13 protein-coding genes and 1 riboswitch are annotated in these 16,763 nt (G+C 54.9%); of the genes, 5 read left to right on the forward strand and 8 right to left on the reverse strand.

The genetic code is table 11. The features are described 5' to 3' along the window. Positions 1 to 12: 12 nt before the first annotated feature. Positions 13 to 639, reverse strand: coding sequence for a cob(I)yrinic acid a,c-diamide adenosyltransferase (gene cobO / locus HBA55_RS11270; protein ID WP_166990604.1), 627 nt, complete (start codon positions 637 to 639; stop codon positions 13 to 15). Between the two features lie 173 nt (positions 640 to 812). Beyond that, positions 813 to 900, reverse strand: a riboswitch (cobalamin riboswitch). 40 nt (positions 901 to 940) lie between these two features. Then, positions 941 to 1,603, reverse strand: a complete 663-nt coding sequence (locus HBA55_RS11275; RefSeq protein ID WP_166990607.1) for a TetR/AcrR family transcriptional regulator — start codon at positions 1,601 to 1,603, stop codon at positions 941 to 943. A 259-nt stretch (positions 1,604 to 1,862) separates the two neighbouring features. Here HBA55_RS11275 and HBA55_RS11280 point away from each other — a divergent pair, with 259 nt between their 5' ends. The 4 genes from HBA55_RS11280 (at position 1,863) to qhpG (ending at position 6,951) form a co-directional block, all read left to right on the forward strand. After that, positions 1,863 to 2,924 carry a GGDEF domain-containing protein gene (locus tag HBA55_RS11280; RefSeq protein ID WP_166990610.1) on the forward strand — a complete coding sequence of 354 codons (1,062 nt, stop codon included), beginning with the start codon at positions 1,863 to 1,865 and terminating at the stop codon, positions 2,922 to 2,924. 32 nt (positions 2,925 to 2,956) lie between these two features. Beyond that, complete coding sequence (locus tag HBA55_RS11285) at positions 2,957 to 4,006, forward strand: helix-turn-helix transcriptional regulator (protein WP_166990613.1); 1,050 nt, start codon at positions 2,957 to 2,959, stop codon at positions 4,004 to 4,006. A gap of 50 nt (positions 4,007 to 4,056) precedes the next feature. Next, positions 4,057 to 5,547, forward strand: a complete 1,491-nt coding sequence (locus HBA55_RS11290; RefSeq protein ID WP_166990617.1) for a DNA-3-methyladenine glycosylase 2 family protein — start codon at positions 4,057 to 4,059, stop codon at positions 5,545 to 5,547. Between the two features lie 72 nt (positions 5,548 to 5,619). Next, entirely contained in the window at positions 5,620 to 6,951 is a 1,332-nt protein-coding gene (qhpG, locus tag HBA55_RS11295) for a flavin-dependent monooxygenase QhpG (RefSeq protein ID WP_166990621.1), read from the forward strand. 470 nt (positions 6,952 to 7,421) lie between these two features. Here the strand turns inward: qhpG and HBA55_RS11300 are convergent, their stop codons facing one another. The 6 genes from HBA55_RS11300 to HBA55_RS11325 all read right to left on the reverse strand — a co-directional run bounded on the left by HBA55_RS11300 (position 7,422) and on the right by HBA55_RS11325 (position 15,811). Continuing rightward, positions 7,422 to 9,734 (reverse strand): TonB-dependent receptor, encoded by a 2,313-nt coding sequence (locus HBA55_RS11300; protein WP_206019710.1) that lies wholly within the window; start codon positions 9,732 to 9,734, stop codon positions 7,422 to 7,424. 103 nt (positions 9,735 to 9,837) lie between these two features. Then, complete coding sequence (gene peaD, locus HBA55_RS11305; protein WP_166990624.1) at positions 9,838 to 10,959, reverse strand: quinohemoprotein amine dehydrogenase subunit beta; 1,122 nt, start codon at positions 10,957 to 10,959, stop codon at positions 9,838 to 9,840. Between the two features lie 42 nt (positions 10,960 to 11,001). Further along, positions 11,002 to 11,325: a quinohemoprotein amine dehydrogenase subunit gamma gene (gene qhpC, locus HBA55_RS11310; RefSeq protein WP_166990628.1), complete on the reverse strand. Its 324-nt coding sequence runs from the start codon at positions 11,323 to 11,325 to the stop codon at positions 11,002 to 11,004. An 11-nt stretch (positions 11,326 to 11,336) separates the two neighbouring features. Beyond that, complete coding sequence (gene peaB, locus HBA55_RS11315; protein ID WP_166990632.1) at positions 11,337 to 12,713, reverse strand: quinohemoprotein amine dehydrogenase maturation protein; 1,377 nt, start codon at positions 12,711 to 12,713, stop codon at positions 11,337 to 11,339. A 13-nt stretch (positions 12,714 to 12,726) separates the two neighbouring features. Further along, positions 12,727 to 14,340 carry a quinohemoprotein amine dehydrogenase subunit alpha gene (gene peaA, locus HBA55_RS11320; protein ID WP_206019712.1) on the reverse strand — a complete coding sequence of 538 codons (1,614 nt, stop codon included), beginning with the start codon at positions 14,338 to 14,340 and terminating at the stop codon, positions 12,727 to 12,729. Between the two features lie 79 nt (positions 14,341 to 14,419). Then, positions 14,420 to 15,811: an aldehyde dehydrogenase family protein gene (locus HBA55_RS11325; RefSeq protein ID WP_166990635.1), complete on the reverse strand. Its 1,392-nt coding sequence runs from the start codon at positions 15,809 to 15,811 to the stop codon at positions 14,420 to 14,422. A 269-nt stretch (positions 15,812 to 16,080) separates the two neighbouring features. On the opposite strand from HBA55_RS11325, the gene HBA55_RS11330 reads away from it, so the two are divergent. Then, entirely contained in the window at positions 16,081 to 16,755 is a 675-nt protein-coding gene (locus HBA55_RS11330; RefSeq protein WP_166990637.1) for a TetR/AcrR family transcriptional regulator, read from the forward strand. The last annotated feature ends 8 nt before the right edge of the window (positions 16,756 to 16,763 follow it).

Consider the following 16,763-nt stretch of genomic DNA (forward strand, 5'->3'; position numbering starts at 1 on the left):
CCTCCGTCCGTTTTAGAGGTCCACACCCTGGCGAGCCTTGATGCCGGCCTTAAACGCATGTTTCACTTCTTTGACCTCAGACACGGTATCCATAATATCTTGCAGGGCAGAGCCGCCACCCCGGCCGGTGACCACCACGCTTTGCTCAACCGGGCGGTTCTTGAGGGCATTGAGGACCGTGTCCTCGTCCAGGTATTTGTAGGCGAGCATATAGGTCAACTCGTCCAGTACCACCACATCATAGCTGCCATCCTTGAGCATGGGCTCAGCGATAGCCCAGGTTTTTTCCGCCGCCGCAATATCCCCACTGCGGTCCTGGGTATTCCAGGTAAAGCCAGTACCCATCTGGTGAAAGTCCACTTGCGGGCAATGATCTTTGATGTACATCTCCTCACCGGAGAGTTGCTGGCCCTTGATAAACTGAACCACACCCACCTTCTGGCCGTACCCCAAAGCACGCATGACGATGCCAAATGCCGAACTGGACTTGCCCTTGCCGTTGCCAGTCAGCAGCAGGGCCACGCCACGCTCGGTGGAAGCCTCCTCAATGCGGGCATCCACCTTGGCCTTTTGTTTTTCCATGGCAGCTTTGTGTTTCTGGTTTTTCTTGTCCTGCTGTGAAGTATCTTGTTCACTCATACCGTTATGTCTCCTGGCAATCGGACGGTTTGAGAGAGGACTACAGCGAGCGGGCACGCGCAACAGCGCGTGCTTGTGGCTACCGCCGCCGGCCCTCCGCCAGCTCGTCAGTGATGTATTTCGCAGGTGCCTCTAGTACTCCTTGAAGGAATACCAGGCACCCCGGCGTGGATTGGTGTCGGGCTGGCCGCAGCTACTCGTTTGAGCAGCACTGAGGCTTACCGTTGCGGGGGCAGCGCCGGATTTACACCGGTCTTCCCAACCCTCTGGAAGCGCAGCTTAGGTCTCAGGTGGCGGCTTGTCAAACTGACTCAGGGGGCTCGTAGGGAGTATTAATGGCCTTTTCCGCCAGGTAACGCTCCAACTCTTCCGTCAACTGGCGGGTAAGCTCCGCCTTGGCACCTTGCTGACGAATGCGGGTGGCATAACCGAAGTGGTTTATACAGAAGAGATACTCCGCCAGATCCATCAGAGGCTGGTCGGGCCAGGTGGAGCCGTAATGCCGCATGATGCGGCAGAGGCAGATGAACAGTTGGTCCAACACCGGTGCCACCGCCTTGCGCAACTCGGGATCCTCTCCCATGGCCTTGTCCAGGGCCACATCTTCTTCGCTGCCCCAACCCACGGAGCGAATGGCTCGCTTGAGTTCAACCCAGGACTGGCCAAAAGCCAGCTGGTTCAGTCGCTCGGGCGGCAGCTTGCGCTCAATAGCCTCAACCGTCTGTTGTATGCGACGGCCATAGAGTTCGTAAAGAATCGCTTCTTTGTTGGGAAAATACTGATAGATCGAACCTGTGCGAACACCGGACACCTCGGCAATCGCCCGGGTGTTAACGGCATCCGCACCCCGTTCACGCAGCAGTTGGCGGGCGCCAGTCAGGATGCGTTCAACCGTTGCCCGGGCCCTGGCCTGGCTGGGCGCTTTGCGCGGAGACAATGTGTTATCTAGAGGCTGAGTAGGCATATAACCGGTTCTGTGAGGAGCGCAACAACCTTAGCAGTCCGGTGTTGTCATCTCAAGCAGGCCCAATTTACGGACATATGTTCACTTATAATTCAAATCAACGCCTGAAATCGCAAAATTCGATTACCGAATCTCGAATAGCAGTGGTTTCTTGCCCTAAGATGCCGTCGGCTTATACTTCATGCTTCAGATAAGTGCCGTATTGCGACTATACTTGTAACAAAGCCGCCGATAGCGCACCTGAGTCGAAGTAAAACAGATGTCTCCCAAAACTCACGCCACCATCCGAATTGTCGACAGCCTCGCTGAAATCACCCGTTACCACGACCGGCACATTGTGGAAAAGAGCCTGCTTAAGTCAGTTGATGATCTTCTGGAAGGCAATACCACGCGTCTGTATCGAGTCGAGAAAGAGGACAATAGTATTGACATCCACTTGCTGGCCTTTTGCCGGCACGGTGTCATCGACAGTCTGCCGAACGGCGATAATATATCCATGCCCTCAAGTGCAGCGTTCGAAAAGGTGTTGGAGACCGGGTGTGTGCTGTCGGTTCCCCACCAACAGGACCCCGAGCTGCTGGACAGTATCTACCCCGCGTTTGATGCCGAAGATGAAATATTCGCGGTACTCATCCATACCGGCCCCAGGCCATCGACGACCGAACAACGGCTGGTTCATGGCATTCTCAAGGTCTATGCCAACTATCTGACGCTGATCGAGAAGACTCAACGGGATAAGCTCACGGGGCTGTTCAACCGCGAGACGCTCGACAGAGAACTGACGAAGATTCTTGTCAGTGGCAATTCGTCGCCGATTACCATGGCCGGGGAAAGCAATGATCGGCGTCAGAGAAGCGGCAAGCTGCTGCCCTTTGTGGGTGTTATTGATATCGACCACTTCAAGTCCATCAATGATCGATTCGGTCATTTGTTCGGTGATGAAATTCTGGTTCTCGTTTCCCGATTGCTGGCCGAGAATTTTTTCCGCCAAAGTGATCTGGTGTTTCGCTACGGCGGAGAGGAATTTGTGGTGATTATTCACTCAGCAACCCGAGAGGATGCCCGCAGTGCCTTTGAACGGCTACGGGAGAGCATCGAGCAGCATCGCTTTTCTCAGCTCGACCGCGTCACCATCAGCGTGGGATTTGTGGAAGTGGCAAACCAGCAGACGGCGGCCGATATTATCGGTGATGCTGACGAAGCGCTGTATTACGCCAAACACAATGGTCGTAATCAGGTGGTGAGCTTTGACCATTTGATAGAACAGGGTGAGATCCGGTTGCCGGAAAAAGTCGAGCACAACGACATCGAATTGTTTTGAAATCTTATTAGGACCTGCGGGACAGGGAACCCATGAATCAAGTAAGAACGGACGACCTCCAGAATACTCCTCTGGTCGCCAGTGGCAGCTTCAGCGACATTGATGAATATCGCCAGACGCTGATCGACTGGGACCTGGAAGTTGAACAACTCCAGGCGGGCGGCACTCAGGTGAACAAAAGCGCCTATGTCAATTCCGACCTCTCGTATCTTAAATTCAGCCATCAGGCCGTCAGCGCTCAACTGGCCCTGGCGAAGCGCCCGGGAATATCCTTTCTGGTCACCGAAAAACGCAGGGACCAATACCTGCTCTATGGCAATCCCACCTCCACAGACACGCTCTGCTGTGTACCCGAAGGCTCTGAGATTGATCTTGTCAGCCACCAGGATTTTCATGCCTACACCTTTAGTGCCTCCTACGACACACTGGCACTTACGGCAGACAGCATGAAGCTGGATCTGGATGCGTTACAACTGTGGCGAGGCTGTCGGACCTTTGCGATGCCGGCACCGGCCGCAGAACGGCTGCGCAACTGCATGCGCCATCTGGCTACCCAGTTGAGTCGTTTTCAGGTGGACCCGGTTCTCGGCAACGACGGTGTCACTCACTTCTTTCACTACCGCCTGCTACCGGAAGTGATCCGGATTCTCTGCGCGGACGGCCAGGGGGGCAGCAATGCGCAGATAGCCGTTGCGCAAAGCCTGATTGGACAGATGATGACTCGCATCGACCAGCATCTGGATGCCCCACCGAGTATTCAGGAGCTGGCTGATGGTGTCGGCATCACCACTCGCTATGCCCAGCAACTGTTCCAGCGCTACTGCCAGATGACACCCAAGCAATACATTCAGGCCCGGCGCCTGCAAGCGGTACGGCGCAATCTGCGAGCATCGAGCCTGGGGCGCGGTGTGGTGAGTGAACAGGCCAGGCATCTGGGCTTTTGGCACATGGGCCAGTTTTCGCGGGATTACAAACGCTTTTTTGGAGAATTGCCCAAACACTCGATTGGCAAGGCGAAATCTCAGTCATCGCCCCGAGCAGAGGTGGAGATCGCTGAAAGCAGCGTGACCGAATTCGGCTAGTCTCACGCCCTCCTGCTTGCTAGTCTGGTGATGTTTTTAATGAGCACATTATGAACTTCACAGGCGATGGCATGCAGTACCCACAACCCTCAGAAATTCCCGGCCAGTGGCGGCAGGCCCGACTGGCGCGGGACCCCCGCTTCGACGGCCAGTTTTTTGTCGGCGTGCTCACCACGGGTATTTTCTGTCGCCCGATCTGCCCCGCGCGCCTGCCCCGTGAAGACAACATCCGCTATCTGTTGACACCGGCCCAGGCCCTTGAACAGGGTTTTAGACCCTGCCGGCGCTGCAGACCTGAATATTCCCCACCCCGTCATCAACAGTGGCCCGATGAACGCCTGCAGCAGGCCATGGACGCCATCGAGCAGGGCTTTCTCGATCAAAGCGACTGCCAGCACCTGGCAGAAAAAGTGGGGTTGGGCGAACGTCAGTTGCGACGGCTGTTTCAGCAGAGCCTGGGCGTGTCACCCAACCAGGTAGCGCAAACCCGCAGGCTGCTTTTGGCTCGGCAGCTGTTGTGCGAATCCAATCTCGGCATTACCCAGGTCGCCCTGGCCGCCGGATACAACAGCATTCGTCGCTTCAATCACCAGTTCCGGGAGTTTTATCATCAGACACCCTCCGAGGTGCGTCGTCAGCAGCGGGCTGCCAGCTCGGATAGCACAGAAATTGTGATCGATCTGCCCCATGCTGCCGATTACCCCTGGCGGCAGGTTTTTGGCTTCTACCGACAACGGGCCATAGAACCCTTTGAAAGCGCCGCTGAAAACAGTTTCGTCCGCAGCCTGATGTTTGACAGCACTCCGATGCAAATTCGCTGCGAAAAGCTGCCTCGCAAACAGCGCATACGCCTGAGTATTGTTGGTGCCAGTGCGACACAACTGCCCGCCCTGATCGCCCACTGCCGCCGAGTACTGGACCTTAACAGCAACCATCGCGTTATAGCCGAGCATCTGCGTTCAGATCCGCTGCTGAACAAGATTATCGCCGAGGAAGCCCGTATCGCACTGCCCGGCGCCTGGGATGGATTTGAATATCTGGTGCGGGCGATTATTGGCCAGCAGGTATCCGTGAAAGCCGCCCGCACACTGACCCGGCGATTGCTGCAGCGATGCGGTTCCAGCCATCAACTTGCCGGTGAAGAAGTTTACTTTTTCCCCGACGCCGAGGCGTTGGCCAATGCAGACCTTGGCGGTTTAGGTCTGACAGGTCGACGAATCGACACATTGAAACGGGTGGCGCAGGCACAGCTCGAAGAAACGCTACAGCTGCAGGCGGGTTCACTGGCTAACCGCGAAGACTTGCAAACACTGCGCAAATCGCTACTGGCGATCAATGGCATAGGCCCCTGGACGGTTGACTACCTGATGATGCGTGCCGCGTTTCAACCGGATATCTGGTTGCATACCGATCTTGGCGTGGTTAACGCGCTCAAGCAGCTCGGCGAGGACCTGGACAAGAAATCCCTGGCACGGCGAGCCGATGACTGGGCGCCCTGGCGCTCCTACGGTGTACTGGCGCTTTGGTCCTGTTTGACTTGAGCCTTCGGTTTATTGCAGATTGCCAGTGGGTTACACTCGAGGCTCTCAGGCGACGGAAGCAAGAGCAGCGTAGTGAACGAAGCAAGTTATGATATCGCCGTTATTGGCGCCGGTCCCGCCGGCAGCGCCACAGCAATTGGTCTTAGCCGTTTGGGTTATCGCGTTGTTTTGATTCACCAGCCTCGTCGTCGCCTGTCGATCGAAGGTATCTCACATCACACACTGTCTGCGCTGCAACAATTGCACTGTCACCATGCCGTCGACGCAGCCGGAGAACAGGTGGCCAGACACATCGTCTGGAATGGTGAAGAAACTTCCCGTAATCGCGAATTTGTGCTTAACCGCCCTCGTTTCGATGCCGCATTATTGGAAGACGCCATAGCCGCAGGCGTAACCCTTATTGCCGGTAAAATGGTAAAAAACCATAGAGACTCCGATCACTGGACACTAAAGATCGAACAGGAAGGCGGGCGGCAAGCTCAGCGCGCTCGCTTTTTTGTTGAAGCCCGGGGTCGCGGCGCACCGGCTCATGGCTCCAGAGCCAGCCTCGGCCCCGCGGCACTGGCCATGTCCCGCCCCTGGCGTTTGCCGCCGAACAGTAGCGCCAGTCACCTGGCCACCTTTGCCCAAGGCTGGGGCTGGTACATTTGTGATGCCGAGGGCAACGCCGTACTGCAGATAATGACGGCAGCGAAGCTCAAAGACGAAACTCAAACACAGGGCTTATCCCTTCAACAAAGATACGACCAACTCCTGAACGGGTTCTCCGCTGCACGTAACTGGATCCGCCAGGGCACTCCTGCCGGTGAAGTCAGAGCCTGTGGTGCAGGCATGACGTTACACAGCGATCTGGTGCAAGAGAATTATCTGCGCGTGGGTGATGCGGCACTGGCACCTGACCCACTCTCGGGCCACGGAATTTTCGAATCCTTGAGCGGCGCGATGACAGCGATTGCCGTGATTCACACTCTGCGACAGAAGCCTGAACGGCTGCAACTGGCCGCCGACTTTTATCGCCGTCGTATAGAACAACGTTACGGACAACTGGCGCGGGTGGGGCGGGATTTTTATCAGCAAGAGACTCATTGGCCGCAACAACGCTTCTGGCAACAGCGGCGCGACTGGCCGGATCTGGAACCTGCACACCCGGAACCACTGTCAAAACCGGCGCGGATTGAAACACGACCGGTGATTCTGGAGGGGATGATTGATTCACAGCCGGTTGTGGTGACGGCGGACCAGCCCCTGGGGGTTTGGCAGGTCAATGGAGTGCCTCTGGTTCCGTTGTTGGAATTATTGAAATCCAAAAAGATTACGCCCGAGACCGCTGCGCAACAGCTGCAATGCCCATTGCAAGAAGTGAAACAAGCTTACGCATGGTTGAGACAGTATCGTTTAACATAGCCGTTTAGTGCCATAACCGGTCTTAGAAACTCGCAGGATTGGTACTCTGACGGCGTTGTTTATGCGTAGGGCGGATTAGGCGCTTGCGCCGTAATCCGCCGGTTCTGCCGGAGATGTTCGTTGGCTGCGGCCCGGTTTTTAACACCCTTGAATGTTCCTGCAACAGGTGATTTATACACGGCCGCCACCAATTTAAACCTTCGGCGGATCGGTGGATTACGAAGCGCAAAGCGCTTCTAATCCACCCTACGTCGTGCGGCCGTTGCGGACATCATCGAAGGCCCATGGTGCCCTGAACCAGGATTATGAACTTCCGGTTATGGCACTAAAGAGACATTGCCACTAAAGCCGAAATTCAATCAACATCCGTTTTTTCTGTAACTTCAAATAAAAAAACGCCCCGCGAATGCGGGGCAAGTAAGGGAGGTTGACAAAAATACGACGATGGTTAAATCGTCGCAGAACAACACTTAATTCCAGTTATAGGAAAAGCTGACACCCCACCAACGCGGCGCCCCGTAATAGTTTTCCGCCATACCAAAGCCACCCTCAGCCGGGGTACCAGCCAGGTCAAATACCATCGTACGGTACTCTTCGTCGGTCAGGTTATTCACAAATGCCGCCACTACCCAGGTATCGTCCTCACTGGTATAAGAAACACGAGCGTTGGATAAGGTATAAGCGTCCTCAGCACCCACCGGCGAGTTCTTCAACTGGAAGTAGTGATCATCCATATAAGTGAAATCGGCCTGTACCGCCACCATGCCGGCGCCTACCGGCCACTCGTAACGTACCAGGCCGTTCAGGTTCCACTCCGGTGTCAATACCGCCGTGCGATCCACCAGCTCCCCGGAAGGCAACTGGTAGGCATCTTCCACTACGTTGTCGATATAGCCGACGCCCAACAATACATCGAGACCTTCGACAGGCGTGGCCTGCAGCTCCAGCTCCCAGCCTTTAACCTCGGCATCGGTGTTAAAAACATATTGAGTCAGCCCCTCCAAACGGAAAGCCTGGTAGTCATTGTAGTCATAGTAATAGGCCGCACCGTTCAAACGGGCCAAGCCATCAAACAATGTGGTTTTAAAACCGATTTCGTAGGCGTTCAGCACCTCTTCATCGAACTTCATTTCTTCGGGACCACCATTGGACGGATCACCATCAATCAGATCGGTGGAGTCCAGCGGTGCGTTAAAACCACCCGCCTTGATGCCACGGTTAAAACTGGCATAAAGCAGGGTATCTTCTCCGACACGCCAATCCAATTCCAGCTTCGCGGTGAGGAGATCGTCGTCGATTTCTGCCCAATCAGGGCTGAAGGCACCACCGGAAACATCCATGCCGGAGCTCGTGGCTCCCGCCTTACTGAAACTGAAATAGGTACCACCCAGTCCCAGGGGATCGGGATCAATAACGTTGAGATTTTCCGGCGAATCAAAACTCACCAATGATGAATGATACTCCGTGGTTTTCTCTTCACGGGACCAACGCAATCCGGCGATCGCCGTCAGGTTGGGAGTAATATCAAATTCCAACTGGCCAAAGATGGCATAGGAATCCGTCTCAGTTTCGAACGGATTGTCCAGCCCCGCACCGGTGCCCTGCAACGGAACCCCAAGTGCGGCAGAGAAGAAGTTCTCGGCATAACCGCCATTGCCAAATTCACCGTCGATATTCAGGTAGAACACACCGGCTACCCAACGCAGGTTGTCGCTGTCGCCGCTGATACGAAATTCCTGAGAAAACTGATCGAGGTCACTGCGCAGATAGAAATTAAAAAACTCCGCCGGGCTTGCGTCCGAGTCTTCCACGTAGTCCTTTTCCAGGTGCCAGAAATCGGTGATTGCGACAAAATCAAAGTTTTCAAAACTCCACTGGAAGTTGCTGGTCACCCCCTGGGATTCAATCTTGTTATGACCGATAAAGTTATAGGAACCTCGGTGCACACCATCGTCGGGCTCCTGCCAGGGTGTCTGGTCAGAACCACCGTCGCCCACCAGGTCAGGGCCGTTAAAGTCTTCACCCAGACCGGTTTCCGGGTTCACTCGTGCCGAGCTGTGCTCAAAGAAACCGGCATCGATATCCTGCTCACCGGCTCGGGCACTCAGCAGCCACTCACCGTTGTCGCCCAGATCAAACAGCAGCTGTGCACGTACTGCCCAATCATCGCCGTTGCTCAAATCCTTGCCGATATTGTTTTTTACGAAACCGTCGTGCTCATTGCGAACAAACGAGAAACGACCGGCAACCCCATCGGCCAGACCACCACTGACGGCTCCTTCGACTGTGCGTTTATTAAAGCGGCCGATTTTTGCTTCGGCGTAGGCTTCAAAATCCTCGGTGGGCTTACGGGTTACATAGTGCACCAGACCGCCGGTGGCGTTGCGACCAAACAGTGTACCCTGGGGGCCACGCAAGACTTCCGTGCGTTCGATATCAAACAGCTGGAAACCGGCACCGGACGCCGCACTCACATAGGCCTCATCAATATAGATCGCTACAGGGGATTCCTGGTGGTCTCCGGAGAAATCGTTCTGGCCCACACCACGAACGCTAACGAAGTAGGAAGACGGCCCGTTGGGCTGAATGGTGGTCACACCCGGCGACATGGCCGTCACCTGCTGAGCATTGGAGTAGCCGAGTTGCTTGAGCTGATCACCGGTGAACGCCGTTACGGCGATACCTACGTCCTGCATGCTTTGCTCGCGTTTTTGTGCCGTAACCACAACCTCCTCTAGCACCGAGGCGCTGGCACCACCGGCAGCAACTGCGGCGGACAACAACAGCGGAGTAAAAACTTTACGGGTTGGATTTATCGTTTTGATAACACTCTCTCCTCTCAACAAAGTGTTTTTTGGGTATTGGTTTTTGTTATTAAACAAACTATCAGTTACTGGCTAATCGAGAGACCGGTGCGGAAAACACCTGACTGGTCGCCATGGACATATCGCCGCCGGGCAAATGAATATTGCCCAGCTTTTCCAGAGTCTCCGCGTTATAAACCGCAATATCGTTATAGGTTCCCGCCAGGTACAGCTTGCTGCCATCCGTGGAAAAGTTAATGCAGTAGTAAGTACGCTCCAGATCAATACTCTTGATCACTTTTTTGGCCTTAACGTCGTGACGCTTGAGCTGGGTTAACACCGCATAGAACTCATTGGGGTGGCCGGGGCGGTGCATACCGGTGAACAATACCTGTTCCAATGGTGCAAAATCCTCAACCGCTGTCTCGCCAGTAGTGAGATCAACCCGTTCATATCCCCAGAAGTACTCAGTTGCCTCCGGGCTCTTTTCAACATCGCCATACTTGGCCACGGAATACATACGAATAAATTCATTGCTGACACGGCCGATGGGCCACACAGTAAGAATATCCGGCTGGCCGTAGCCGGGACGAACACCGGAACGACTGGCAATAGCAACGCTCAGATCACCGCTCTTGGGATCCATCGCATAGACGTCCGCGCCGGACATATACACCATGCCGTTGTCGCCGGTCTGCATGATATTGATCTGACGGGGGACCGGGTACAAACGCTGTGGTTTGGCATCGAGACCATCACCCGCGTGATAAACCGCAAATTGGCTGTCCAGCACTTTATAGTGATCGTTCATAATCCGAGTGGGGTTGTGGATGGTGTAAATCTCCTTGCCATCCGGACTGACTGCCAGCGACGCCAGACTTTTCACCCGTACATTGTCGTAAGAAAGCTCGGCCGAGAAGGTGAGCTCGCAGTTACTGATATCCACACCCCAGATTTTTCCAAACCGACCCGCCAAGACGTAGGCAATACGATTATCCGGCGACATGGCCACGGTGCCCGGCGCCGAATCGCCCGGCAGCGTACAACTGCGTTCCAGTTGCTCCTTGGCCAGGTCGATGACGTGTAGGTTATTGGGTCGATTCACCACCACCATGTAATCCCGCTCATCGGCCGCCGCGACCTGCAGGCTCCCGCCAATACCACTCAGGGCCAGTGCGGCAGTGAACATCCATCGCATCAACATAGTCTCTCTCACCATCTTTTATAATGTCATTGTGTTATTTGCTTATTTGTCGCTGGGGAAGACTTCGCCCAGCTTGCGCCAGTCGCTACCGGCAGAATCCGCCCCCTTATCCCAGTCCGGATAGGTGTTCATCACATCGGGCACCTGTGCAGGCCACCAGCAGGGATCGGCGCAACCGTACAAATCGGATTCCATCGGCTGGCAGAGCCCGGCCACGCCACCAAAGGCATCCACTTCCCAACCCGGATCGGTGGTACCGGTGCAGCCTACGACGGTCTGCATGGCGACGACTTCTTCGAGGGTGTCCTCTTTACGGGCCGCGGTAACCTGATGGGCTTTGCTGTTGATGGGTTTAAGGTGTTTCATGGCAAATCTCCTTACTGGGTGCCTCGCCGGGGGGCAATGACCCGAGCGATAAATTCCGGATTTTCGCGCATGATGCGCGCATAGCCCTGCAGCGCGAAGTCGATCCAGTCGCGCATCAGGTCACAGTAGTGATAAGTGGGTTGCTGCGGATCGTTATAGCGGGCGTAGCTTTCGTGATAGCAGCCACCGGAACAAAGATTCCGAATCCAGCAGGTGTTGCAACCTTTGTCCGCACGATCCAGGCGCTCGGACAAGAACGCCTTGAGACCGTCCGTATCGAGACCAGAGGATACAGAGCCGAACAGTGGCAAATCAGAACCCGTAAAACGGTGGCAGAGGTTAACGCCACCGGCATGGTCGATCGCCACCATGCCCACGCCTGCACCACAGGGCAGCGCCTTTTTTGTGCCCTCGTGAATATCGGTCAGAATCTGATGAAAATTGGAAAAGCCGATATTGATGTTGTTGCAGGCGGCATCGATGTAACGCTGCCCCAGCGCCTTCATATTATCGAACACCTGCTGCAGCTCGTCTTCGGGCAGGTTATAGTCACTGACATCGCCTGACGTCACCGGCGCAAACCCTACCTCATCAAATCCCACTTCGTTTTTGAGGTGATCCCAAATGGCTTCGATATCGGTGGTGCCTTTGGTCAGGGTTACCCGCGCACCCACAGGACGAGCGTTGTAGTTTTGCAGCAAATAATCCACTTTGCGGCGAACCACATGATAAGTGCCCTGCCCACCGACGGTAATGCGATTTTTGTTATGGATGGTTTCCGGCCCGTCCATACTAATGGCCACACCGATGCGATGCTGCTGGAAGAAATCGACAATTTCCGGCGTCAGCATGGTGGCGTTGGTCGTCAGAGAAAAGTCCACCGGTTTGCCAAGCGACTCAAAGCGATGCTCGGCGTAGGCGACAACCTCTTTGATCAGTGGCATATTGGTGAGCGGCTCACCGCCAAAAAACACCAGATTATAGCGCGGCTGGTCGGGCGACTCCGCAATCAGCATTTCAATGGAACCCTTGGCGGTGTCGAAACTCATGCGCTGGCTGTTGGCGGGCGTATCCAGATCTTCCTTGTAGCAATAGCTGCAGCTCAGGTTACAGCCCGTGTTCACATTGAGCACCAGGGTTGCCAGCGGTAAGTCTCCGATATCGGGTATGGTCGACTTTTCACTGGAGTCCCGCCCGACAATTTGCAGAGCCTGGAAATCGTCCAACAGGGCCTCATCCACGTCGCTGGCGTTTGGCGACTCCAGCGCCGCCGAGGACGCCTGGTCCAGCTCAAAGACGCTGGATGTCGGCACGTGGAACAGCATTTCACGTTCACCGTCTCGAAAGCGGTGGCTGTTTTGCGGAATGATTTTAACTACGGAGTTCATATCCCAACCTCTATCAGCGAATCGGAGGATTGTTCCAGCGTTGCACGGTCACAATCAGTTCGGCCTTGGCTTCCTGTTTGTTGTCACCTTGACCTACCGATGCAATCACACTCATACGACCGGCATTGTTAGTGCCGTATTTGCGCTTGCTGTTGGGACCGGCGGCAGCGGGTGTAAACACACCGGTGCGGCGATCAATTTTGCCAACGAAATCCAGATCGCGGTCTTCAATGGCCTGCTGATCGAAGGGAGCCAGGCTCCAGTTTGCCGGCATAGTGCCGATATAAATATCGTCCGCGGTGCCATTCACACCGTCTTCACCGGCGCCGTAGGCGCGGGCTTCAAACGCCGCTTTCACTTTCTCCTGACTGCCACCACCGTCGCCAACACGAGCCACCGCATAGGCGGGTGACACCTGCAGAGAATCAATGCGGTCATACACTCGCAGACCACCGGCCAGATTCTGCTCACCCACGCGCACATCCAGCGCCTGGGTCTCAAGTCCTTTGCGAGCACGTACTTTCAGACGAATCTCGTTTTTACCGCGCTTGAGAACCTTCAGAACTTCGATACCCGGCCCTAAAGATACATCGCCACTCAATTGAGTACCGCGTACAGAAATTTGCTGAGACTTGCCTGCTTCGATAAACGCCGGGCTCACCGCCAACAGACTTGGCTTGTCAGCGCGTGACGCCGTCAGATTTACACCAAGGGTTTCCTGCTGTTTCAGAAACATGCGGCCTTCGAAGCGATCACCCTGTGGGTTCATTGCCAGCACCTGCTGGAATTTCTCTTTGCCCAAAGTGATATCGGCGCGCCATTCGTAACCACTGTAGACCAGCGCCTGACCTTTACCACGCAGTGATTTACCATCCGCAAACTTGCCGGTCAAATTAAGGCGATAGCGATCTTCGCCGTCGGCAATCACCTTCATGACACCGTGAAAGTCACCTCGACCGGGCATGCTGCCCACCAATCGCCACTCGCCGATTGGAGAGGCTTTTTCGGAATCCAACCATTGCTGCCAGTGATCTTTTTGCAGGCCGTAGTTTTTATCCAGAAACGGAACCACCTCATTCAGGGCCAGGCCCAGCCAATCTCGATCGCGACCCATGGCGGAATATTCAATGCTGGGCCATTGGCCCAGATGAAAATTCACCAAGTGTTCCCATTCACCGGCATCCCGACGTTGCAATCCGACCCGCGCTTCGGAGTGACAGCGGGCACACATTTCGGCCAGTTGCGGTTGTTTGTCTTCGATGTGATTGAGACGACGCTCCAGAATATAGCGATAGGGCGCACTCTCCTGCGGCGTCAGGCCCTGGGTGTCCGCGAGGAACTTGACCAGGGTGCGACGCTCGTCTGAGGTAATCTGCGCACCGTGTACCATTTGCATGCGGGCGATACTCATCAGCCAGCCCTCGGGCGTCTTACGCTGATGGCTGATGCGACTGAGCTGCAAAGGCTCATTCTGTTCAGGCACATGACAACCCATACAGCGGTTGCGCAACAACTCCTCTCCGGCATTGATTTCCGCTGTCGCATACAGCGGAGCCAACATGGTTGCCGTCCACAGACCCACCGGTGCCACCAGGCGCCGTACAACCGAGTTCAAACTTTTTACCACTATCGTTCTCCCATTTTCTTCAATCACATCCCGGCTGCCTGCCGGCAATTTCACCGGCAGGCAGTGCCGTCTGACAGACTTAGCTTGCGAGAGCAGACTCAATGCCACCCATCTGAATGGAGGGATCAGAGTCGTAAGCCACATAGGTGTGCTGAATCAAATGTTGAGGCCCGATATTTTCGTCGGAAGAGCTGCCACCAAAGAAGCCGGTACCGACCATTCCAGTTTCCGCCAGAGCTGTGGTCAGGCCGGCGTTGCCGGTCATACCCGGTGAGTTGACGGCAATGCGACAGACGGGCAGCGCAGAGGTATAACGTGCGACCACATCGGCATCATTGGCATGGATTACGGCCGAGTGTCCCTTGCCCATCAGATCGAGCATATCCAGTGCGGTTTTTACGCCGCCCTCAATGCCTCCATCGACGGTCATAAAGCCCATTACCGGGAACATTTTCTCTTTGCTCACCGGCTCATCGTGGCTGATACGATCGATTTCAAAGACAATGGATTTAACACCTTCCGCAATCGCAACGCCGGCGGCGTCACCCATCCACTGTGGGCTCTTGCCCAGTGCGGCAGGATTACCAACGCCATTGGGGAACAAAAAGTCACGCAACTTTTGGGCATCCTCACCATCAACAAAAAGGCCACCGCCGGCAATAATTGCCTGCTTAAGCTGATCGGAGATTTTGCGATCTGCCAATACCACAGACTCGCTGGTACAAGGCAGAGAATTATCAAAACTGTTACCGATCACTGCTTTGGCACCGGCCTGTTCAATGTCGGCACTCTCGTGAACATAACAGGGGACGTTGGCGGCACCGACACCTACCGCAGGATTGCCGGAACTGTAGGCGGCGTGTACGAGCGCGGCTCCACCGGTGGCCATAATCAGACTGGTACGCGGATCACGCATCAGAACATTCACCAGTTCGATATTGGGTTCGCGGATAATCTGCACACATCCCTTGGGAGCGCCCATGCATTCGGCCACTTCGGCCAGGAATTCCGCGGCGTGTACGGAACACTCCTTGGCCGCCGGATGCGGACACAGAATCACCGCGTTGCGGGCAATCAGATTGGCCAAAACTTTAAAATTAACGGTCATAATGGGGTTGGTGCAGGGCATGGGCGCCAGCACCACGCCAGCAGGCTTGGGAATGCGGAACATCTTCTTTTCCGCATCGATGGAAGGTTCGATATAGTCGGCAATATTGTAGGTTTTGAGCAGATCCACAGAGGTCGCCAGGTTTTTGGCCACTTTGGCCTGCACATCCCCATAACCCGTTTCGCGTACTGCCCAGTCGGCGTAGTATTCGGCCTTATCACCCGCCGCAGCCGCGACCCGGTCCACGATGGCCTGAACCTGTTCAAGCCGGAAGTGGCTGAACTCCTGTGCGGCCCTTTGGGCCACTTCGTAAATGCTGTCGATTTCCTGTTGCAGTTCAGGGCTCAGTGAAGCATCGCTCATCGTTATCTCTCCGTTATGCTAAACGTGGCTTTTTAAGTCGATTTATAAGATCGATTAAATTTATAGGACGGTCGATCTATTTCTTAATCATGCTAGCAGAGGAGCCTTGCCTTGAAAATAGATCTACCGTCCTAAATTTGAAAAAAACTAGATCATTTTGTTATTTAGCCGAATACCCGGTTTTTCAGTTGATTATAAAATTTGACCGGTCGTCCTAAATTGGGCACACTCGGTTTACAGTCCCCCAATGTGCTTCTTGGATGTACTCTATGAAAAAACTAGAGCAGCTGCACCGCCCCGGAACCGGCACCTACGTTAAGGGCCAGGAAAGAATCCTGCAGATTCTGGAGGCCTCCAGAGACATACTCATCACCAACGGCTACGCCGGCTTGAGCATGCGCAAAATTGCCACTGCCGTTGGAATTACGGTGGGCAACCTGCACTACTACTACCCGACCAAGAAAGACCTGATCGCCAATCTGCTCGACCACGTCATCGTAGGCTACCTGCAGGATTTCGAAAACGTTCGAACCGAGGCCGGCACCGCTCCCGAGGATCAGTTCGTCGCTGTCATCCGATTGATCATTGAAGATTTAAACACCCCGGAAACCACTAACTTCTTCCCTGAGCTCTGGGCCATGGCCAACCATGACGAGACGGCGGCGGAGCGGATGAACGAGCTGTATCACAAAGCGCGGTTGGACATTAACGAGTTGGTTGGACTGATTAATCCGGGGCTGAGTGATGACGAAAGAGAACAGGTATCGCTGTTTATCTCCGCCTCCATGGAAGGTTTGACCCCGTTTATCGGCTCCGGCAAACCCTGGCGCTCGAAAACACCGGGCATCACCAACATTGCTGCCTACAGCTTTCTGCATTTGGTGAAAACCATCGACAGCGAGACCATCGGTGAACTGCCGCTAGCGGCTCAAGCCCAGGCGTAAGTTGATGT

Source organism: Pseudomaricurvus alkylphenolicus (assembly GCF_011683955.1).
Taxonomy (GTDB): Bacteria; Pseudomonadota; Gammaproteobacteria; order Pseudomonadales; family Cellvibrionaceae; genus Pseudomaricurvus; species Pseudomaricurvus alkylphenolicus.